The following is a 20322-nucleotide window of genomic DNA, read 5'->3' as shown; positions in this document are numbered from 1 at the left end:
ATGGGTACAGCAGGCAAGGATCGGTGGAAGCGCAAGGACTGGTGGGGTGTCGTGCTCGATGCTCCTGATGTCGCCGAACTGACCAGGTTCTACAGCGAGTTACGCGACTGGGCTATCTACAAGATGGACGAGGACGACGCGGCCCTTGATTGCGGTGAGGGCGTGGCTTACCTGGCCGTTCAACGCAATCCCGACTACGTGCGGCCGATCTGGCCGTGCTCCCCCAGCAGTCAGCAGATGCAGTTGCACCTAGACTTCGAGGTCGAGGATCTGGCCGCCGAGACCGAGCGCGCAATCTCGCTCGGTGCGACGTTGCCCGACCACCAGCCGCAGGACGACGTGCGAGTGCTCCTCGACCCCGCCGGTCACCCCTTCTGCCTGTACACCTGATCGCCACCCGCGTCCGCTCGTCCAGCCGAACGCCCGTCACCGCTGGTTGAGCCGGACGCCCGAGGCACGAGGGTGTACGCGCCGAAACCACGGCAACCATCAACGGCCACCCGACCCACGCGTTCTCCACAACCGGTGAGTAACCAATCCGGTTGTCCACAAACACAATTGATCCGTTCGAACCCTTCAACTGAAGTTCGAACAGGTGTACGATGAAGGCATGTCGAACACCACGGCGAAACCCCTCGGACAGGACGCGATCACCCCACGCGATCTGCTCGAAGCCGTGATGCTCGAAGACGGCGTCGACGCAGCCATCGAACTGGCATCGCACCCCGAACTGGTGCCGGGTGCGAACCCCGCCACCATCCAGTTGCTCATCGCACAATTGCTGACACACAACGCGTTCGAACGCCTCAACGGAGAGGACCCGTTCACCGTCCAGCCCGGTGGGGACCGGTTCTTCACCGAAACCGACCTCAACGGGATCGACCAACAGGTTGAATCGCCCCAGGTTTAATGCCGCATCTTTCTGAGTTGGAAGGATGTTGTTCATGCCGAAGAAGGTTGATCCTGAGTTGAAGGCTCGGGCTGTGAGGTTGGTGCTGGAGCACCGCCAGGAGTATCCGTCGTTGACCGCGGCCGTGGCTGCGGTCGCTCGTCAGCAGGGCGTGGGACATGAATCGCTGCGACGGTGGGTGGCCCAGGTCGAGGTTGACAGTGGTGCCCGGCCTGGGGTCACGAGCCAGGAGTCGGAGGAGGTTAAGCGGCTGAGGGCTGAGAACCGTCGCCTGCGAGAGGACGTGGCCATCTTGAAAGCAGCCACGACTTTCTTCGCGGGGGAGCTCGACCCCCGCAGCCGATGATCATGAAATTCATCCACGAGATGCGGGGGCAGGGGCACGCGGTCGAGTCGGTCTGTCGAGTGCTGCGTGAGCAGGGCTGCCAGGTCGCCGCACGCACCTACCGCGCCTGGTCCGCCCGCCGGTGTCCGGCGCAGCGGACCGTGAGCGACGCGTTTGTCGTGCACGCGATCCGTTCGATCGTGTGGACCAAGGATCCGGACACCGGTGTTGTCCGGATGAACCCTGAAGGGTTGTACGGACGCCGGAAAATGTTGGTCGAAGTCCGCAAGAGACACCCGTGGGCCACGCCCGGATCGGTGGACCGTGGAATGAAACAGTTGGGACTCAACGGTGTTCGACGTTCCAAGGGCGTACGGACCACGGTCCCGGCCAGCGATGGAGTGCGCGCTGGGGACCTGCTGGATCGTGACTTCACCGCGCCGGCACCGAACCGGGTTTGGGTTAGGGCCCTACCCCCGGATCTTGGACACGGGGTGTGATTACGCAGCAGGTCGCAGCGTAGCGGTGTAGCCGGTCTCGAAGGCGACCGGCGAGGTGTAGCGACACCACGAGTGGCGTCGCTTGGTGTTGTAGCGGACGAGCCATCTGAAGACCTGCCGACGGCAGGTCAGCTCGTCACTCCAGCAGGCGGCGTCTTGGAGGACTTCACGCTTCATCGTGGCGTTGAACGACTCTGCGAGGGCGTTGTCCGCGCTGGATCCGACGGCGCCCATGGACTGGGTCACGCCGAGCTTGCGGCAGAGCTTGGCGTAGGCCTTCGAGCAGTAGACCGACCCGTGGTCGCTGTGGAACACAGCGCCCTTGAGGCTGCCCCGGGTCGCGGCGGCGGCCTTGAGGGCGTCCTCGACGAGTTCGGTGCGCATGTGGTCGGCGATGGCCCACCCGGCCAGCCGACGGGAGTAGCAGTCGATCACGGTCGCCAAGTACAGGTTCGTCCCGTCGGCCAGCGGCAGGTAGGTGATGTCGCCGACATAGCGCTCGTTGGGGCGCTCGGCGGTGAAGTCACGCTGGAGCAGGTCGGGGTACTTCTGCCCCGACGGCTCGGGGATCGTGGTGCGGACCCGGCGCTTCTTCATGTAGCCGCGGATGCCCTCAAAGCGCATCACCCTCGCGACACGCTTGTGGTTGACCCGCTCACCGGCAGCCGCGCTGTCACCGAGTTGAGCGTTGAGCTCGGCGGTGATCCGCGGCGCGCCCTGAGTGTTGTCCTCGGCATGGACCGCTCTGATCCGCTCAGCCAGCGCTGCGTCGTCAGCTGCTCTGGCTTCGCGGGCCGGCGCGGCCTTGAGCCAGGCGTAGTAGGACGAGCGCTCGATCTCGACGAGCTCGCACAGTCGCTTCACCTCGAAGGTGGCGGAGTTGTCGGCGACGAACTGGAAGCGACTCACCAGCGCGTCTCCCCGGCGAAATACTTGGCCGCCCGCTGCAGGATCTCCCGCTCGGTCGTGAGCTTGGTGGTCTCCGCTCGCAACGCCGCGTTCTCGGCCTCGAGCCGGGCGATCCTCTGCTCCGGCGTCTCGTCCGTCGGTGCCGACGAGCTCGCGGCGGACGTCTTGGCTTGCAGCGGGCTGGAGGTCAACGTCCCGTCAGCGGCGGTCTTCTTGCCGGTCCCGTAGACCTCGAGCCAACCCCGCAGCGTGCCACGCACGATGCCGAGGTCCTCGGCGATGCCGCGGACCGTGGCGCCCGGGGTGGACTCGTACAAGTCGACGGCCTGACGACGGAACTCCTCGGAGTAGTTCTTCCTGGCCATGATTCTCGGATCATCTCGCTTCCCCAGCACCAGGTGCTGGATTCAGCGTGTCCAAGAACCGGGGTCAGGCCCCGTGACAATGCCGACATGACGACTCGCGACGAAGCGCAGGCCATCATTGCGGCCGAGGGTCTGCACGACTGTGTCTGGTTCGCTGACCCGACCAACCGGACGGAGATCGTGGGCATCGGCGCGGACGCCGACGGCTGGTACACGTACGCAACGAACGAACGGGCGACGGTCTCGGGCGTGGCCCGCTTCGAGCAGGAGTCCGATGCGCTCGACAGCCTCGTCCACCGGCTACGCGCCGGCAAGAGCGCGCGGCAATACCGAGCGAAACGGGCGGCGGAGCACGGCCAAAAGCATTCGGCGCCACCCACTCAGCACGTCGCAGAACCGCAACCGGCGGCGCTGGAGCAAGCGGCCGTCATCCGCGAGATCGCGCAGTCCGTCGGATCCAATGCGACAGGTGACTGGCGCACCGCTCGCTTCGTGGCGCACATGACCGCTGCGGTGAGTTCGTGCGCGGTGTTCATCAGCGACGGCGGTGATGAGCGGCGGACGTTGGCGGCCCGCGATGCCAAGTTGGCCGCCGAAAGGCTACGGACGCTCATGTACAAGCCAGGAGCCGGCACCTGGTTCACGATGGAAGTGCTCGTGCGGCGCGAAGGCACCGCCGACGCACGCTTCGACTACGACTCCGAGCCCGCATTCCACGTCCCACCGTCCGACCTGGCGTACGTCGAGGACGCGAGGGTGTTCCCGCGCGACGCCGCCCACACGCCCGACTGGCTCGCGGCGAAACTGCACGCCTGATCCTCGACCTGCACGACGAAGCCCCGGTCCGAATCGAACCGGGGCTTCGTATTGCCTTGCGTTACAGGCGAATCACTTCACCAGGCTGCGCAGGACGTACTGCAGGATGCCGTCGTTGCGGAAGTACTCCGCCTCACCCGGGGTGTCGATGCGGACGACCGCGTCGAACTCGACCGTGTCGCCGCCCTCCTTGGTGGCGGTGACGTGGACCGTCTTGGGGGTCTTGCCCTCGTTGAGCTCGGTGATGCCCGAGATGTCGAAGGTCTCCGTGCCGTCCAGGCCGAGCGAGTCGGTCGACTCACCCTTCGGGAACTGCAACGGCAGCACGCCCATGCCGATGAGGTTGGAGCGGTGGATACGCTCGAACGACTCGGTGATCACGGCCTTGACGCCCAGCAGACGGGTGCCCTTGGCGGCCCAGTCACGCGAGGAGCCCGAGCCGTACTCCTTGCCACCGAGGATCACCAGCGGGATGCCCTCCTTGGCGTAGTTCTCGGCGGCGTCGTAGATCGCGGCCTGCTCGCCACCGGCGGTGAAGTCGCGGGTGAAGCCACCTTCGACACCGTCCAGCAGCTGGTTCTTCAGGCGGATGTTCGCGAACGTGCCGCGCACCATCACCTCGTGGTTACCGCGACGCGAGCCGTAGGAGTTGAAGTCCTTGCGTTCCACACCGTGCTCGTTCAGGTAACGCCCGGCCGGGCTGTCGGCCTTGATCGCGCCGGCCGGGCTGATGTGGTCGGTGGTGACCGAGTCGCCCAGCTTGGCCAGCACCCGAGCACCGGAGATGTCCTCGACGGGAGTGGTCTCCAGCTTCATCCCTTCGAAGTACGGGGGCTTGCGAACGTAGGTCGACTCGCCGTCCCACTCGAAGGTGTCGCCTTCGGGGGTCTGCAACGACTTCCAGCGCTCGTCGCCGGCGAACACGTCGGCGTAGTCCTTGACGAACAACTCCTTGTTGATCGCCTGCGCGATCGTCGACTCGACTTCGTCCGGGGTCGGCCAGATGTCCTTGAGGAAGACCTCGTTGCCCTCGGCGTCCTTGCCCAGCGCGTCGGTGTCGAAGTCGAAGTCCATCGTGCCGGCGAGCGCGTAAGCGATGACCAACGGCGGTGAAGCCAAGTAGTTCATCTTTACGTCAGGGTTGATGCGGCCCTCGAAGTTGCGGTTACCCGACAGCACCGAGACGACCGACAGGTCGTTCTCGTTGATGGCTGCGGAGATGTCGTCCGACAGCGGACCGGAGTTACCGATACAGGTGGTGCAGCCGTAACCGACCAGGTAGAAGCCGAGCTTCTCCAGGTAGGGCCACAGGCCCGCGTTCTCGTAGTAACCGGTGACGACCTGCGAACCGGGAGCCATCGAGGTCTTGACCCACGGCGGCACCGTCAGACCCTTCTCGACGGCCTTCTTCGCCAGCAGAGCGGCGCCCATCATCACCGAGGGGTTCGAGGTGTTGGTGCACGAGGTGATCGACGCGATCACGACCGCGCCGTCCTTCAGCTCAAAGGTGTCGCCCTCCTTGTTGACGGACGCGGAGCGCAGGTCACCATCGACGCCGTAGTTCTTGATGTCGAGCTTGAACTGCTCCTTGGCCTCCGAGACCACGATGCGGTCCTGGGGACGCTTCGGGCCGGCGATCGAGGGAACGACGGTCGACAGGTCGAGTTCGAGGTACTCGGAGTAGCGCGGCTCGTGCGACGGGTCGTGCCACAGACCCTGCTCCTTGGTGTACGCCTCGACGAGCGCGACCTGCTCGTCGCTGCGGCCGGTCAGGCGCAGGTAGTCCAGCGTGACCTCGTCGATCGGGAAGATCGCACAGGTTGAACCGAACTCGGGGCTCATGTTGCCGATGGTGGCGCGGTTGGCCAGCGGCACGGCGCCGACACCGTCGCCGTAGAACTCGACGAACTTGCCCACTACGCCGTGCTGGCGCAGCATCTGGGTGATCGTGAGGACGACGTCGGTCGCGGTCGCACCGGCGGGAATCTCGCCGCTGAGCTTGAAGCCGACGACGCGCGGGATGAGCATCGAGACCGGCTGGCCGAGCATCGCGGCCTCGGCCTCGATGCCACCGACGCCCCAGCCGAGCACGCCCAGGCCGTTGACCATCGTGGTGTGGCTGTCGGTGCCGACGCAGGAGTCGGGGTAGGCGACGCCGTCGCGCACCATCACGGTGCGGGCCAGGTGCTCGATGTTGACCTGGTGGACGATGCCGGTGCCCGGGGGCACGACCTTGAAGTCGTCGAACGCGGTCTGACCCCAGCGCAGGAACTGGTAGCGCTCCTTGTTTCGGCCGTACTCGAACTCGACGTTCTTCTCGAACGCGTCCGGCGTGCCGAAGACGTCGATGATCACCGAGTGGTCGATGACCATCTCGGCCGGTGCGAGCGGGTTGATCTTCTTCGCGTCGCCACCGAGCTCGGCGACTGCCTCACGCATGGTGGCGAGGTCGACCACACACGGAACACCGGTGAAGTCCTGCATGATCACGCGTGCCGGCGTGAACTGGATCTCGGTGTCGGGCTCGGCGTTCTCGTCCCACTGACCGAGCGCGTTGATGTGCTCCTTGGTGATGTTCGCGCCGTCCTCGGTGCGCAGTAGGTTCTCCAGCAGCACCTTGAGGCTGAACGGGAGGTTGCTGCTGCCCTCGACCGTGTTCAACCGGTAGATCTCGTAGGACTGATCCCCCACCCCGAGGGTGCCCTTGGCCCCAAAACTGTTGGTGCTCACGCCAACTCCTTCATCGCATCGGTCTGGCTGTCACGGGCAACAGCCCGATTATCTTGACGTCAAGATAATCCAATCACACCGGATGGGCGCGGAATCACGAAGGTTCACCTAACTCACGCGCGTGGTGTGCCTGCCCCGATTCAACACCGTTCGACCGCGCGACACGCCCCTGCCGGGCAAGATCCTCGTGAGCGCCCGACCCGGTCTCACCGCGGTTCGAGGATCGCGATCGTCTCGACGTGATGGGTCATGGGAAAGGCATCGAACGCCTCGATCGAGGTCGGCGCGTAACCGACCTCGGACGCGTACGCCAGGTCGCGCGCCAACGCTGCGGGATCGCACGCGACGTACGCGACAGCCCGCGGCGCACGGGCTGCGATGGCTTCGATGACCTCACGCCCCGCGCCCGTGCGTGGCGGGTCGAGCACGACCAGATCGGCCTCGGCCTCCAGGAAGTCCAACTGCTCTCGCACGTCACCGGCGATGAAACTCGCGCCGGGGACGTTCGCGTGCGCCTGCTCCACGGCCGGCTCCGAGCCCTCGACACCGAGGACGTTCGGCGCGCCGACGACATCTGCGAAGAACGCGGAGAACAGGCCCACACCGCAGTACAGATCGAGCACCTTCTCGCCCTCGACCGGCGCCAACTTCGACAGCACGTGCTCGACAAAGGTCGTGGTGGCCCCCGGGTGGATCTGCCAGAAGCCGCGCGCGCTCACCTCGAACTCGTGTTCGCGTCCGTTCGCCGCGACCACCTCGCCCAGCACCGGAATCTCGTCCCCCGACTCCAGCGGCAACTCGACTGCAATCACTTCGTTCTCAGAGGTCACCGCGACGTCGAGACCCGACAGACCGGGCTTGAAACGCTCCTGGTAGAGACCGACCTGACCGATCAGCGGGTGCGCGATCCGGCAGTTGTCGATCTTGATGATGTCGTGCGAGCGGTGGCCACGCAGGCCGAGACGCCCTCCCCCACTGATCGTGAACTCGACCCGGGTGCGCCAGCCGGCACCGTCGTCGTCACCCGGCACGGCCTGCACCTGACCGTTCCATTCGATGCCGGCCAGCCGCTGCAACTGTTCGCGCACCACGGCGGTCTTCAGATCGCGCTGATAGGCGGCGGTCGTGTGCTGCCAGTCGCACCCGCCACACTTGCCCGGACCGGCGAACGGACACCCGTCGTCCACTCGCTCGTCCGATGCTTCGAGCACCCGGACGGCATCTGCCCGCAGAAAGCTCGACTTGTCTCCCCCGTCGGTCACCCGCGCGATCACGCGCTCGCCGGGCAACGCGTGCCTGACGAACAACACGCGTCCCTCGTGGCGAGCCACGCAGTGACCGCCGTGCGCGACCGGACCGATCTCGACCTCGAACTCCTGACCGACCAGCGATCGGCCTTGGTTGGAACGCGACCGCGGACGGCGCTGGTCGCCACGTCGACGACCACGTCCCGAACCCGACGGACGGCTCATCGCGCGACCCACGCGGCGGTGCACGGGCAGGACGGGCCGGGAATGCATGGAAGGGACATGTTCGGAGCATAGGCAGCAGGTACGGCATGGGGCGAACCGCCGAGGTTGGGAATGCACCCACCTGCTCCGGTAGCGTCTGCTGAGTGCACTACGTGATCATGGGCTGCGGCCGTGTGGGCTCCACCTTGGCTATGTCGCTGGAAGCACAGGGACACTCAGTCGCCGTCATCGACCAGAACGAGGCCGCCTTCCGGCGCCTCGGCGCAGCGTTCGAGGGACGACGCATCACCGGCGTCGGATTCGACCGCGACACCCTGCGTGCAGCCGGCATCGACCGGGCGTACGCATTCGCGGCAGTCAGCAGCGGTGACAACTCCAACATCCTGTCCGCCCGGGTGGCCCGTGAGACGTTCGACGTCGAGCACGTTGTCGCCCGTATCTACGACCCGGGCCGCGCGGAGATCTATCAGCGGCTCGGCATCCCCACGGTGGCCACCGTGAAGTGGACCGCCGACCAGGTGATGCGCCGGCTGGTGCCTGCCGGAGCCGTCCCGGTGCACACCGACGTGAGCGGCGCGGTGACACTGGCCGAGATCCCGACCGACCCCAGCTGGGTCGGCACTGCGCTGGTCAAACTGGAGGCGATCACCGGCGCCCGCGTCGCCTACCTGACGCGGCTGGGTGAAGGGATGCTCCCAGTCAAGAACACCGTCCTGCAGGACGGCGACCTGTTGCAGATGCTGGTGCGCACCGACCGTCTCGCCGCCCTCGAGCAGTTGCTCGCGGGTCAGCGTCCGACCGAAGTCTGAGCGAGGGAATTTCGATGCGAGTCGTCATCGTCGGAGCAGGTTCGGTCGGCCGTTCGATCGGCCGTGAATTGCTCGTCAACAAGCACCAGGTGCTGTTCATCGACAAGTACGCGGACGAGGCGAAGAGCCAGTCCGTGCCCGAGGCGTCCTGGTTGCTGGCCGACGCGTGCGAGACCAGCACACTGCACGAGGCCGGCCTCGAGGACTGCGATGTCGTGGTCTGCGCGACCGGCGACGACAAGGTCAACCTCGTCGTCTCGTTGCTCGCGAAGACCGAGTTCGGCGTCGGGCGCACGGTCGCCCGCATCAGCAACCCGAAGAACGAGTGGATGTTCGACGAGAGCTGGGGTGTCGACGTCGCGGTGTCGACCCCGCGCCTGATGACCGCCCTGGTCGAGGAGGCTGTCTCCGTCGGTGACCTGGTAAGGCTGTTCCAGTTCCAGCAGGGTCGCGCTGCGATGGTCGAGATCACCGTTCCCGCCGACGGACCCGTCGTGGGCAGCACCATCGCCGAGTTGGAGCTGCCGAAGGACACCGTGCTGGTCGCGATCATTCGCGACGAGACGCCAATCGCGCCGAAGCCGCACGACGTCGTCGAAGGGTTCGACGAACTGCTGTTCCTCACCACTCCCGCGTCCGAGCCGTTGCTCGGCACCGCGCTCACCGGTCAGGACGCGTCCGAGATCCGCCTGGTGACCCCAGACGTCCTTTGACCTCGGAGATGGGCGGCAGTGGTCAGCGGTCGCTGCAGGGGATGATTTCGTAGCGCGGGTTGAACATCACCGGCAGGCTGCGCTTGAACGACACCCGACCGTGCGCGGTCAGCATCACGCCCGGTTCGATTCCGGCGATGCTGCGCCGACCGAGCCAGCTCAGCGTCAGTACGCCCGAACCGTCGTCGACGGCAGCGAGCAGGGCCCAACCGTCCTCACCCAACTGCTGAGCAGAGACCTCGGTGATCGTGCCCGTGCAGGTCGCCGATGAACGGTCGACGAGCTCGGCGACACGGCTGCTGCCCGAGGCAAGGGCGTTGCGCTGCAACGCTTCTCGGTCGTGTTCGACGCTCGAACCCGAGATTTTTCGGGCCCAGCGACGCAGGCGGGAATCCATCAACGGATCTCGGTGATCTCCGGACCGCGGTCGAACGGGTTCGGGAGTTCCTCGCCCGCCTCGTCGTACTCGCGCACCGGCTCGGTGTTCTCCGGCAGTCGAAGCGGCAGGAGTTCGCGGGGAGCGCGCGGCTCACCGCCACGGGTCACGACCACGCCACGGATGAACTCCAGCATCTGCTCGGCGGCCTCGTCCTCCATCGCGGCCCTGCCGGACAGGACGGCCCGCAGGAACCAGCGTGGGCCGTCGACGCCGACGAAGGTCGCGGCGGAGTGCGTGGTGCGACCGTCAGGGCCGGTGGCCGGCGTCCGGACGTGCAGTTCGTACCCCAGTTCGCCGACCATCTCCTGCGCGGTACCGCCGGTGCTCAGCAGGTTGTCGTGGATCTCGCCACGGATTCCGTCCCACACACCGCTGGACTTCGGTGCAGCAAAGACCTGCATCTGACACGCAGATTCGCCGACGATCGCAGTCAGGCCGGTGATCTCCTGTCCCGATTCGTCGACGTCCAGGCGAAGTTCCATCTCGGCGATCGGGACGATGGCGATCGAACCGAAATCGACGCGGCCCTCGAGGTCGTCGACCTCCGCGCGGTCGAAAGGGCCCTTGCTGCGGTCGACCTCACGCGAGTTCAGGCGCGGGGTGCGGGCAAGCTTGTCGGCGTTCTCGTCGGCGGCAACAGCCGGGTCGGTGCGTGCGTCGTCGGCGCTGTCGTCAGAGGTCCCGGTCACCGGTTCGCCGGCTGCGGCGTCCGTCTCGACGTCACGCACCTCTTCGGTGTCGACCTCGGTCGCGGCTGGCTTCTCGACCTCGGCCGCCTTGTCCTTGCGACGGAAAATACCCACGGTTCTCAGTCCTTGCTCGTGCTGTCGGAAGTCGTGCTGTCGGACGGTCGGTCCGAAGGGCGATCTGTCGGTGTCGTGGACGAACCGAAGCCACCACTGGCTCCGTGTCCCCTCACACCTCTCACGCTATCGGGAAGGGCATCCACGGGTTCCCACTCGACCCGGGCACATGCCTGCACCACGAGTTGGGCGATGCGGTCACCCCGCTGCACCTGGAAGGTGTCGCGCGGGTCCAGATTCATCAGGTTCACCAGCACCTCGCCGCGGTAGCCGGCGTCGATGGTGCCAGGAGCATTGACGATGGTGATGCCGTGCTTCGCGGCCAGCCCGGACCGCGGGTGAACCAGGCCGACGAAGCCGTCGGGTATGGCGAGCGCGATACCGGTGCGCACCAACGAGCGCTCACCGGGTGGCAGTGAAACCCCTTGCGCCGCATACAGATCCATGCCCGCGTCGCCGGGTTTGGCGTACGCGGGCAGTGGCAGCTCCGGGTCGAGCTGCTGGATCATCAGCGGCAGTCGGTCAGGCACAGCGCTCAGGCGCAGTCCTTGCAGATCGGCAGGCCGTCACGCTCGCCGGCGTGCTGACTGCGGTGGTTGACCAGGAAGCAGCGTGAGCAGGTGAACTCGTCGGCCTGACGCGGGACGACGCGGATCTCCATCTCCTCACCGGAGAGGTCCGCACCCGGCAGCTCGAAGCCTTCTGCCTGCTCGGTCTCGTCGACGTCGACCTGACCGCTGGTGTCGTTGCGACGCGACTTGAGTTCCTCGAGGCTGTCCTCGGAGAGGTCGTCGTCGGTCTTTCGTGGAGCGTCGTAATCGGTGGCCATCGAGGTCCTTCTTCGTCGTCAGTTCGGTGCGTCGGCCGGGCGGTACCCCGGCTTCAGTCGCGGTAACGCTCCCGACCCGTTTTTTGTGCCCGCCGCGCGGGAATTGTGCACCATCGCGGCCGAGGAGTGCGCACCGGGTCCGCGGTTTCACCCTCGTGGGTGGTCATCCGTCAGCAAGCACCCGGAGCGCCACCTGCTCGACCAACCCCGCCGGGCCTGCGATCACCATGTGCTTGTCGGGCTCCTGGTCTGCCCCGCGGACCACTCCGCCCGCTTCCCGGACCAGCAACTGACCGGCCGCACGGTCCCACGGATTGAGGCCGGACTCGAAGTACACGTCCAGGCGTCCGGCCGCAATGGAGCACAGATCGAGCGCCGCGCTCCCGATCCGGCGCACATCGCGCACGTCACCGATGAGCTCGGCCAGCACAGCGCCCTGTCGCTCCCGCTTGGCCGCTTCGTACCCGAAGCCCGTACCGAGCAGCGCCATCCCCAGATCCTTCGTGCCGCTCACCGAAAGCGGCTGCTGACGCAACCCGATGCTCAGGTGCGCTCCCCCGCCACGATGGCCGTGGAAGAGTTCGTCGGTCACCGGGTTGTAGACCGCGCCCGCGACGGGGACGAGTTCCTCCGGCCGGGAGATGTCGCCGGTACAGGCTGCGATCGACACCGCGTACGCCGGAATCTCGTACAGGTAGTTGACCGTCCCGTCGATCGGGTCGACCACCCAGGTGATCCCACTCGAGCCCGCGTCGCTGGTGCCTTCTTCGCCGAGCACACCGTCGTCCGGACGACGGTGTGCGAGCTCGTCGCGGATCAGACGTTCGCTGCGCCGGTCCATCTCGGTGACGACGTCGGTCAGGCTGGTCTTCGTCTGCGCGACACCGAGCCCGGCGGGGCGTTCCTCGACGATCAACCGGCCGGCGAGCACCGCCACGTCGCGCGCAACCTGTTCCAGCGCTGCGGCGTCGTGCGATGCCATCAGTCGGAGCCGCAGGCAGCCGGCAGCGCGGTACGCAGGTTCGGGCAACAGCCCGGGCGACAGATCGGCGGCATCGCCTCACCCGGCCACGCCGGCATCGTCACCTGCTCACCGCGGGCCTGAGCGGCGCGCTCCTCGACGAGGTCGACCAGCCCGCTGACGAACTCCAGGTCGATACCGACGGTCGGGACGCGCGTCATGCGCAGCCCGACTTCCTGTGCGGTTTCGGCGGCCTCGGTGTCGAGATCGAACTTCACCTCCATGTGGTCGGAGATGAAGCCGATCGGTGCCACGACGACGTCCGTGACGCCGTCCTCGGCGAGCGAACGCAGGTGATCGTTGATGTCGGGCTCGAGCCAGGGCTGGCTGGGCGGGCCGGACCGCGAGCAGTAGACCAGTGCGCCGTCGAGGTCGCGGTCGAGCGTCGCGCCGATCTCGTCGAGTGCGACGTGCGCCAGTTCGTCGTGCTGGTGCTCGTACAGGTTTCCCTCCCCATCGCCCGGGCCGGAGGTGTCGTCCATCGCCTCGGGGATGGAGTGGGTCACGAACACGACCCGCAGTTTGGAGTCGTCAGGCTGGTCGGCCGCACGGACGGCGTCGGTGATCAGCCGGATGTTGGTGCGTGCGAAGCTGGGATGCGTGGCGTACTGGCGCACCTTGTCGACGTGGAGTTCCTTGCCTTCCTCGGCGAGTTCGGCCAGCGAGGCAGCGATGTTCTCGCGGTACTGCCGACACGAGCTGTAGGAGGAGTAGGCGCTCGTGGTGAGCGCGACGACATTGCGCATGCCGCCGTCGTAGGCCTCCCGCAGCACATCGGTCAGGAACGGTTCGCTGTTGCGGTTGCCCCACAGCACGGGGGTGCTGATGCCCCGCCGGCGCAGTTCGTCGTGCAACGCCGACTGCAGGGCCCGGCACTGGTCGTTGATGGGGCTGCGACCGCCGAACTCCATGTAGTGGTGGGCCACTTCTTCCAGTCGCTCGTCGGGGATGCCACGTCCACCGGTCACCCGGCGCAGGAAGGGCATGACCTCCTCCGGTGACTCCGGACCACCGAACGACAGCAGGACGATCGCGTCGTACGGCGGCAGAGCGGTGTCCCCACCCTCGCCCGACGGCTGGGGCTCAGGGGTGGTCTGCCCGATGTCCGTGGTGGGATCCGTGGTGGGATCCGTGGTGGGATCCGTGGTGGCATCCGACGCTGCCTCGGGGTTCATGGGTGCGGAGCCGGAGTCCGCAGGGTCACGGGGGTCGGCGGTGGGAGAACTCATGGGTCCATTGTCACCCTCGTCCCCGGGGCGGGGCGCGGCACCCGTCGATGTCTCGTGTGTGCCTCGCGCCCGGCGTGCCGTCCGGTCCGATCACACTCACCGTGGCAAGGTGAACCACGGTTTGTCGAAGCCCGGGAAGGCATACATACACATGCGCGACTTGCGATTCGTCGGTGTCGATGACGAAGGCACGCGACTGCTCCTCGTCGACGAGGACGGTGAACAGCACCAGGTCGAGATCGACGATGCCCTGCGCAGCGCCGTCCGCGCCGTGCGCTCCCGGCTGAACGACGACGGCGTCGACCCGAACGTGCGTCCCCGCGACATCCAGGCGTTGTTGCGCTCCGGTCTGACGATCGACGAGGTCGCCGAGCGCACCGGTTGGTCCACCGACAAGGTCGGCCGATTCGAACCGCCGATCCGCGCCGAGCGCGACCACGTGGCGCTCACCGCACAGAAGCTGCCGTTGCACGTCCGCGTCGGCGGACGTGAGCAGGGCACCACGGTCGGCGAACGCGTCAGCAGCCGTCTTTCGCACCGTGGCGTGGCCGCATCCGACATGAACTGGGACGCCTACCGCGGCGACCGCGGGTGGACGATCGAGTGCCGCTTCCCCGCCGGCGGACGTGCCCGCGTCGCGACCTGGCGCTACGACGCGCAGACCCAGAGCCTGCACCCGACCGACGACGAAGCACGCTGGCTGAGCGAGGACGACCAGCCGACCGCGACGATGCCGTTCGGCAAGAACCCCGCCAAATCGGTCGTCTACGACGTCGTTGCCGAAGGCGGTCTCGATCAGCAGTCGCCCGCGCCCCACCGTCCCGCACGTGTCTCCGCACCGAAGATCCCGCACGCTGCGCCGGACGAGGCGCAGGAGACGGACAGCTCACCGGAGCCGTCGGACTCCGCTGACACCGACGCCGACGCGGCCACGCCGGTCGCGAACAAGGACGACCGTCCGGTCGACCTGGTATCGGTGATGCGCGAGCGGTCGAAGAACCGTCGCAAGGCGAACGCGCGCCGCAAGGGCGAGAGCCACCCGTCCGGCAATCACCCGGCGGGCAAGCAGTCCGCCGCAGCCGGCAACGACACGGACGGGGGCGCCGAGGAGCCGGATCAGCCCACGGTCGACGAACTGGGCCACGACCCCGTCACCGGCACGGTCGACCTGTTCGGTCTCGGCGAGGTCGAGCCGTTGCGACATGAGGTGGTCGCCCAGGATCCTGAGGACGTCGCCGTCGACGAGGCTGGGGATGATGCCTTCGAAGACGCCTCGGATCACCCGGACATCGAACCGGGTCCGAGCTTCGGCGACGACGTGTCCGACGCCGATTCAGACGTCGACGAGGTTGCCTCGAAGCAGGCCGTCTATACGCCGGCCGAGCCGTCCGACGGCCGGGGCGACGACGAACCTGAGGCCGTGCCGTCTCGTCCGAGTCAGGCCCGCAAGGGTCGCCCGTCGGTGCCCAGTTGGGACGACATCATGTTCGGTAAGCGCGGGCCGAAGGAGTAGGCGCGCTCGAACCCGCTTGCGCCTCAGCGTCGTTCGCGCGGTGCCGGGTTCATCGCCTGCTTGCGACTGATGCCCATCGTCGGGCTGTCATGCACCCGGTCGTACGGGCCGGTCGAACCGGAACGAACCGTGCGCCCGGTGTGCCACCACAGCACCAGGCCCGCCCACACCACCAGCAAAGCCGCGGACAGGTACATGCCGAGCGTCGCGTCGGTGGGGATGACGACGGCGACGATGCCACCGATGACCCACGAGAGCTGAAGCAGCGTCTCCGAGCGCCCGAAGACGCTGGTGCGCATGTGTTCGGGTACGCGGTCCTGGATCAATGAGTCGAGCGCGAGCTTGCCCAACTGCTGTCCGACACCGGCGACGAGCGCCACCAGGACGGCCGTCCACAGGCGGAAGTTCAGCGCCGCGAACACCACCACGGCAGCGTCGACGATCAACATCACCAGGACGATGATCCGCGGTGAGGCAACCTTCATCAGGTTGCCCATCACCGTGCCGAGAGCATTGCCGAGTCCCGCTGCGCCGAGCACGAGGGCCAGCAACTGGGTCTGCTTGTTCTCCCAGCCCGGGAACGGTTCGGCGCGCATCAGGAAGGCCATGAACAGCGTCAGGAAGCCGGACAGCCAGCGGAGGCCGGCGTTCGCCCGCAGCGCGGAGATGACGTCGCCGGAGATCGGGAACTTCGTCTTGCGCCGGAACATCGGCGCGGGCTTCTCGCCGATGGTCGAGTCGACCCGGGGCGGCAGCAGGATCGCCAAAATCGTGCCGATCGTGAACAGGACGAATGCAACTCGCAGTGCCCACTCCGACCCGCCGAACTTCGCCGCACCACCGGCAAGTGCACCGGCCATGACGGCGCCGACGACTCCGGCCAGCGACAGCCGGCTGTTGGCCTTCACCAGCGTCATCGAATCGGGCAGCAGGCGTGGGGTCGCCGCGGATCGGCTGACCAGATACGCCTTGGACGAGACCAGCACGCACATCGCGACCGGGAACAGGAGGGTGGATTCAGCGGCAACCGCTCCTGCGAGCACCCAACAGAAGAAGGCGCGGATCGCGAGCGTGCCGCCGATCGCCCACCGGCGACCGTGGCGCAGCCGGTCGAGCACGGGACCGATCAGGGGCGCGACGATCGCGAACGGAAGCATCGTGAGGAGCAGGAACAGCAGCGTCTGGGTCTTGGCCTGCTCCCCGGGTGCGGCGAAGAAGACGGTGCCGGCCAGACCGATGGCGACGGCGGCGTCGCCGGCCGAACTGAACGCGTGCACCTCGATGAGGCGGCCGAGACCGGACTCACCGGCGCCGTGCGAGTTGCTCGCCCGACGGGCAGCCTTCAGGGTGCTTCGTCCGGCACCGGCGGTCATCCGGGCGACAGCGCCGGCCGAGCGTGCTACTCCTCGACCGACTACCCGGGTGCGCGAGGACGACATCGCGGTGCCACCTGACGGTCCATCTCGGCGGTCGGCGTACCTGTCGTCGAACCGGCGTCGGTCACGGCGATCGTCGTCGTCACGTCCGTACTGGGATTCGTAGCCACGATCGTCGTAGCGACGGGACTCCCGCCGCCGGTCGTCCGAGTGCTCCGTGCGCGGGCGCGGCAACGGGGCGGTGGGCCGGTGTTCGTCCCGCTCGCTCATCGCCTCGTCCCCTGCCCGGCGTCCATGTCGATCATGCTTCCATCCGCCGGTGTCACTGCCCGGATGAAGTATCGCCCATCGGCGCCGAAGGCAGGGGGCACAATCCGAGATCGAAGGGAAGAATGTCCGCGGAACCGCTCTGCAGGCGGGCGGCGGCCGAGGTCATCCGGCGCATGTAATGACGTCGACACAGCACCTCGTACTCGACCGCGTGCGCGGTTTCACCGGCGACGTCGCCGACGACGACCTGTTCGCCCTCGATGACCATGTGTCCGTCGACGACGCGGGCGTTGTGAGTGGCACCGCGACCGCACCAGCACAGCGCCTCGACCTGCGGCACCTGCAACCTGTCGGCGAGTTCGATCAGTCGCTTCGAACCCGGGAAGAGCTGGGTGCGGAAGTCGGCCATGATGCCGAACGCGTACACGTCGATGTCGCATTCGTCGACGACCCGCGCGAGCTGCTCGATCTGCTCCGGCTCGTAGAACTGGGACTCGTCGCAGATGACGTAATGGATCTCGCGGCCATGGGCGGTCTGCGCGATGACCAGTTCCCAGAAGTCCAGCTCGTCGGTCACCTCGACCGCCTCACGCGACAGGCCGAGACGGGAGGAGATGACGGCCGCGCCGGCGCGGTCGTTCTTGGTGAAGATGATTCCTTCGCGCCCGCGCGCTCGGTGGTTGTGCTCCATCTGCAGGGCGAGTGTGGACTTGCCGCAGTCCATGGTGCCGGAGAAGAAGACGAGTTCAGCCACGAGGTACGACTGTAGAGGCCGAGCCCGCTTAGCCCGACAGGGGACGCGAGTGGTCACTTGCCTCGCCGCACAGAGCTCGTTCTCGTTGCCGCTGCAGATCCGCTGCAATGCCTTCCTCCCCGCGCTGTCGACAGATCTGCAGAGCGATATCCCAGTGTTCGATGGCGTCGTCCCACATGCCGGCTTCGGCCAGCGCGGACGCCATCCGCGTCCGGATTCCGGCTTCCCACTGCCTCGCGCCACGCGCGTCGACGAGGGACAGACCGGATTCCATGAGTTCGAGGCCACGGTCGCGGTCACCGGCCCCGAGATGCCAACGGCCGAGTTCATCGAGTGCTTCGGTCTCCAACTCGCGATCGCCACAGGCACGCGCGGACGCCACCGCGTCCTCCAGCAACTGTCTGGCCGGCTCACGCTGTCCGAGCCGCCTGCGCATGACGCCCACATTGATCAGACCCATGCAGCGGCCACGCTCATTGCCGATGCGTTCGAAGATCTCCAGTGAGCGGGTCGCGGCATCCAGCCCCTCGTGCAGGTGCTCGTCACGGCACAGTTGAAGTCCGACATCGCGCAGCGCCGCCGCCTCCAGGAAGTCGTCCTTGACCTGCCGGGCGAGTTCCAGCGCGCGGACCGCGAACCCGTAGGCGTCCGGCGCGCCGACGCGACCGGAGGTCAGTGACAGTGCCATCGCCGCTGTAGCCTGCAGCCTTGGCGAGCCGAGCTCCTCGGCAATACGGTCCGCCTCGCGTGCCGACCTCAGGCTCTCCTGCTGCGCGCCTCGCGAGGTCTGTGCCGTGGAGAGATCCAGCAACAAGGACGCCCGCAGCACCGGTTCCTGGCCGACCGAGGTGCGCAGTGCGTCCTGCAGATGCTGGGACCAGTCGAAGAACATCGACCGAGTGACGCAGTACGCAGTGAAGGCGAGCGCCAGCAGCACGGACTCGCGTTGTTCCGCCTCGTCCTGCGACGCCAGCCCGGTGGCCAACAGTTCGCGGATGTGGTCGACCTCGAGGGCGATCGCCGACAAAGACCCCACCGCGTCGAAGTCGTGCGGCCAAGCCTGCGCGTGGTGCTGCGCCAAGCCCTCGGGGTGGCTCGGACGCACCTGCTCGCGGGCAGTCCAACCCAAGGCGGCGTACGCGCGCCGGCAGCGACGCCTGATCTCGGCGACCTCGGCGCCGTCGAGTTCATCGGCAAGTGCGCGTGCGTGGTCGTGGACGAGGTCGTGAACACTGAACTGCCCCGGGCCGGTGCTGTCCAGCAGGCTCGTGTCGGTCAGCCGCTCCAACGCGGCCCGCGCACGGTCCAGCGAGATGTCCGCCAGCGCTGCCGCGGTGACGACCGAGACCGAGCGCCTGCGCAGAATCCCGATCCGCACGAACAGACGGTGTGCATCATGCAGGTCACTGCGCCCCGTCTCCAGATGCCACAACGTCTCTTCGATGCACCTGCGGACGGCGACATCGCCGATCCGCAACTCCTGGAGGCGATCGCCCTGTCTCGCAACGCGTTCGGCCAGGTAAGAGATCGGCCATGACGTGCGGCGCTGGAGCCGCGCGCCGACGATCTTGAGCGCCAGCGGCAGGCCCGCACAACTGTGCAGCAGGGACGCTGTCGCTTCCGGTTCGGCTTCCAGACGTGGCGCACCGACGAGGTCCTGCAGCAACGCGCGAGCGGCTCGGTCATCGAGCACCGGCACCGCCGCGTGCACCAGATCCACGCCGACCGGTGGCGCGGCGCGTCCACTGACCAGCAGAACGCAGTCGCCTCCGGGCACGAGATCGTCCAGTGGAAGGTCGGGGGGCATGTCGTCCAGCACGATCAGCAACTTTCGACCCGCGCTGAGCGATCGGTACATGGCGACCGCCGCCGCACGTCGGGTCGGTACGGGCGCGCCTTCAGCGAGCAACGACTCCAGGACGAAGGACAGGGCGTCGTCCGCTGTCACCGCCGAATCTCGCTGTCCCCCACACATATCGAGGTGAATCCGACCGTCGGTGAATTCGTCGGCCAACAGGTGCGCAGCCTGGACGAGCACCGCCGACTTTCCCAAACCACCCATTCCGCTCAGTACGACCGTGCGAGCACCCCCACGAACAGCGCGGACGACGTGGTCCACGAGCTCCGCACGTCCGAACAGACACGTCGGTGGTGCCGGTAACTGGTCGGGCACGATGCGGTGGTGGTCGGCGCGGTTGTCCGTGGGCCTTCGATCGGACTCCCGTGCCGACGCGGGCGTGCCCGAGTCCGGGGGCGAGGCTCGGGTGGGTGCGGGTCGCCGAGCCCGCTCATCCATCTGGCGACGAACCGACTCATCGACTTGTAATGCACGAGCCAACAAATCGATCGTGGACCGTCGAGGGTGCAGCCGGTGCCCCCGCTCCAGGGCGCTGATGCCTTCGATGCTCAGGCCGCTGCGTTCGGCGAGAGCCTCCTGGGTCAGCCCGGCGTCGTGCCGCAACGCCCGCAGCAAGTGCGCGAAGTCCAACGCATTGTCGATCGCTTCCAAAGACATCCACGAGCCTCCATCGCCACTCCC

General features: G+C 67.1%; 18 protein-coding genes and 1 pseudogene. 7 read left to right on the top strand and 12 right to left on the bottom strand.

Annotated features, from left to right (window positions below; all coding sequences use genetic code 11):
- The 3 genes and pseudogenes from FB459_RS08520 to FB459_RS17770 form a co-directional block, all read left to right on the top strand.
- Positions 1-390, top strand: a complete 390-nt coding sequence (locus FB459_RS08520; RefSeq protein ID WP_141928146.1) for a VOC family protein — start codon at positions 1-3, stop codon at positions 388-390.
- Positions 391-610: 220 nt separating this feature from the next.
- Positions 611-910: a hypothetical protein gene (locus FB459_RS08515; RefSeq protein WP_141928145.1), complete on the top strand. Its 300-nt coding sequence runs from the start codon at positions 611-613 to the stop codon at positions 908-910.
- 34 nt (positions 911-944) lie between these two features.
- Positions 945-1699: pseudogene (locus FB459_RS17770) on the top strand (transposase); the annotation flags it as partial.
- A gap of 36 nt (positions 1700-1735) precedes the next feature.
- On the opposite strand, the gene FB459_RS08500 reads toward FB459_RS17770, so the two are convergent.
- Positions 1736-3009, bottom strand: a protein-coding gene (locus FB459_RS08500) for an IS3 family transposase (RefSeq protein ID WP_370447369.1) whose coding sequence is annotated in 2 segments (ribosomal slippage) — positions 1736-2661 and positions 2661-3009 — 1275 coding nt in all. Because the reading frame shifts where the segments join, the coding sequence is not laid out codon by codon here.
- 87 nt (positions 3010-3096) lie between these two features.
- On the opposite strand from FB459_RS08500, the gene FB459_RS08495 reads away from it, so the two are divergent.
- Positions 3097-3825: a hypothetical protein gene (locus FB459_RS08495; protein WP_141928142.1), complete on the top strand. Its 729-nt coding sequence runs from the start codon at positions 3097-3099 to the stop codon at positions 3823-3825.
- 72 nt (positions 3826-3897) lie between these two features.
- On the opposite strand, the gene acnA is transcribed toward FB459_RS08495, so the two are convergent.
- On the bottom strand, positions 3898-6555 hold the full coding sequence (gene acnA / locus FB459_RS08490; RefSeq protein ID WP_141928141.1) for an aconitate hydratase AcnA: 2658 nt from the start codon (positions 6553-6555) through the stop codon (positions 3898-3900).
- Positions 6556-6761: 206 nt separating this feature from the next.
- The gene (locus FB459_RS08485) at positions 6762-8027 is read right to left on the bottom strand and encodes a class I SAM-dependent RNA methyltransferase (RefSeq protein WP_141929481.1); all 1266 of its coding nucleotides are present in this window, start codon (positions 8025-8027) and stop codon (positions 6762-6764) included.
- 143 nt (positions 8028-8170) lie between these two features.
- On the opposite strand from FB459_RS08485, the gene FB459_RS08480 reads away from it, so the two are divergent.
- A complete protein-coding gene (locus tag FB459_RS08480; RefSeq protein ID WP_141928140.1) occupies positions 8171-8836 on the top strand; it encodes a potassium channel family protein in 666 nt (221 codons plus the stop codon).
- A gap of 14 nt (positions 8837-8850) precedes the next feature.
- Positions 8851-9549 (top strand): potassium channel family protein, encoded by a 699-nt coding sequence (locus tag FB459_RS08475; protein WP_129623980.1) that lies wholly within the window; start codon positions 8851-8853, stop codon positions 9547-9549.
- Between the two features lie 22 nt (positions 9550-9571).
- Here FB459_RS08475 and FB459_RS08470 read toward each other — a convergent pair whose 3' ends face one another.
- The 6 genes from FB459_RS08470 to FB459_RS08445 form a co-directional block, all read right to left on the bottom strand.
- Positions 9572-9946 (bottom strand): OB-fold nucleic acid binding domain-containing protein, encoded by a 375-nt coding sequence (locus FB459_RS08470; RefSeq protein WP_211345159.1) that lies wholly within the window; start codon positions 9944-9946, stop codon positions 9572-9574.
- Positions 9946-10791 (bottom strand): DUF3710 domain-containing protein, encoded by an 846-nt coding sequence (locus FB459_RS08465; RefSeq protein WP_170221782.1) that lies wholly within the window; start codon positions 10789-10791, stop codon positions 9946-9948. The genes FB459_RS08470 and FB459_RS08465 overlap by 1 nt, the downstream gene beginning before the upstream one ends.
- Before the next feature lie 5 nt (positions 10792-10796).
- Entirely contained in the window at positions 10797-11300 is a 504-nt protein-coding gene (gene dut / locus FB459_RS08460) for a dUTP diphosphatase (RefSeq protein ID WP_141929479.1), read from the bottom strand.
- 26 nt (positions 11301-11326) lie between these two features.
- Positions 11327-11620, bottom strand: coding sequence for a DUF4193 domain-containing protein (locus FB459_RS08455; RefSeq protein WP_129623982.1), 294 nt, complete (start codon positions 11618-11620; stop codon positions 11327-11329).
- A gap of 163 nt (positions 11621-11783) precedes the next feature.
- Positions 11784-12602, bottom strand: coding sequence for an inositol monophosphatase family protein (locus FB459_RS08450; RefSeq protein ID WP_141928138.1), 819 nt, complete (start codon positions 12600-12602; stop codon positions 11784-11786).
- Positions 12602-13870, bottom strand: a complete 1269-nt coding sequence (locus FB459_RS08445; protein ID WP_141928137.1) for a ferrochelatase — start codon at positions 13868-13870, stop codon at positions 12602-12604. Before FB459_RS08445 ends, FB459_RS08450 begins: the two co-directional genes overlap by 1 nt.
- Positions 13871-14021: 151 nt before the next feature.
- Here FB459_RS08445 and sepH point away from each other — a divergent pair, with 151 nt between their 5' ends.
- On the top strand, positions 14022-15383 hold the full coding sequence (gene sepH / locus FB459_RS08440; protein WP_170221780.1) for a septation protein SepH: 1362 nt from the start codon (positions 14022-14024) through the stop codon (positions 15381-15383).
- Between the two features lie 23 nt (positions 15384-15406).
- Here the strand turns inward: sepH and FB459_RS08435 are convergent, their stop codons facing one another.
- From FB459_RS08435 to FB459_RS08425, 3 genes are read right to left on the bottom strand one after another with little or no spacing between them, the layout of a single operon-like run.
- Positions 15407-17029, bottom strand: coding sequence for an MFS transporter (locus tag FB459_RS08435; RefSeq protein WP_246092383.1), 1623 nt, complete (start codon positions 17027-17029; stop codon positions 15407-15409).
- A 52-nt stretch (positions 17030-17081) separates the two neighbouring features.
- Positions 17082-17783, bottom strand: a complete 702-nt coding sequence (locus tag FB459_RS08430; protein ID WP_141928135.1) for a thymidine kinase — start codon at positions 17781-17783, stop codon at positions 17082-17084.
- A 28-nt stretch (positions 17784-17811) separates the two neighbouring features.
- Entirely contained in the window at positions 17812-20298 is a 2487-nt protein-coding gene (locus FB459_RS08425; protein ID WP_170221778.1) for an XRE family transcriptional regulator, read from the bottom strand.
- Between the last annotated feature and the right edge of the window lie 24 nt (positions 20299-20322).

It is taken from the genome of Yimella lutea (assembly GCF_006715095.1).
GTDB classification, from domain to species: domain Bacteria; phylum Actinomycetota; class Actinomycetes; order Actinomycetales; family Dermatophilaceae; genus Yimella; species Yimella lutea.
The sequence above is the reverse complement of the archived record's forward strand: the minus strand, read 5'-3'. Positions and strand labels throughout refer to the sequence as shown.

Coding starts and splice junctions, on each gene's coding strand:
- FB459_RS08445 (WP_141928137.1), bottom strand. CDS start 13,870: ATGAGTTCTCCCACCGCCGACCCCCGTGACCCTGCGGACTCCGGCTCC.
- FB459_RS08470 (WP_211345159.1), bottom strand. CDS start 9,946: ATGGATTCCCGCCTGCGTCGCTGGGCCCGAAAAATCTCGGGTTCGAGC.
- FB459_RS08450 (WP_141928138.1), bottom strand. CDS start 12,602: ATGGCATCGCACGACGCCGCAGCGCTGGAACAGGTTGCGCGCGACGTG.
- FB459_RS08520 (WP_141928146.1), top strand. CDS start 1: ATGGGTACAGCAGGCAAGGATCGGTGGAAGCGCAAGGACTGGTGGGGT.
- FB459_RS08485 (WP_141929481.1), bottom strand. CDS start 8,027: ATGAGCCGTCCGTCGGGTTCGGGACGTGGTCGTCGACGTGGCGACCAG.
- FB459_RS08435 (WP_246092383.1), bottom strand. CDS start 17,029: ATGAGCGAGCGGGACGAACACCGGCCCACCGCCCCGTTGCCGCGCCCG.
- FB459_RS08475 (WP_129623980.1), top strand. CDS start 8,851: ATGCGAGTCGTCATCGTCGGAGCAGGTTCGGTCGGCCGTTCGATCGGC.
- dut (WP_141929479.1), bottom strand. CDS start 11,300: ATGATCCAGCAGCTCGACCCGGAGCTGCCACTGCCCGCGTACGCCAAA.
- FB459_RS08515 (WP_141928145.1), top strand. CDS start 611: ATGTCGAACACCACGGCGAAACCCCTCGGACAGGACGCGATCACCCCA.
- sepH (WP_170221780.1), top strand. CDS start 14,022: ATGCGCGACTTGCGATTCGTCGGTGTCGATGACGAAGGCACGCGACTG.
- FB459_RS08455 (WP_129623982.1), bottom strand. CDS start 11,620: ATGGCCACCGATTACGACGCTCCACGAAAGACCGACGACGACCTCTCC.
- FB459_RS08425 (WP_170221778.1), bottom strand. CDS start 20,298: ATGTCTTTGGAAGCGATCGACAATGCGTTGGACTTCGCGCACTTGCTG.
- FB459_RS08495 (WP_141928142.1), top strand. CDS start 3,097: ATGACGACTCGCGACGAAGCGCAGGCCATCATTGCGGCCGAGGGTCTG.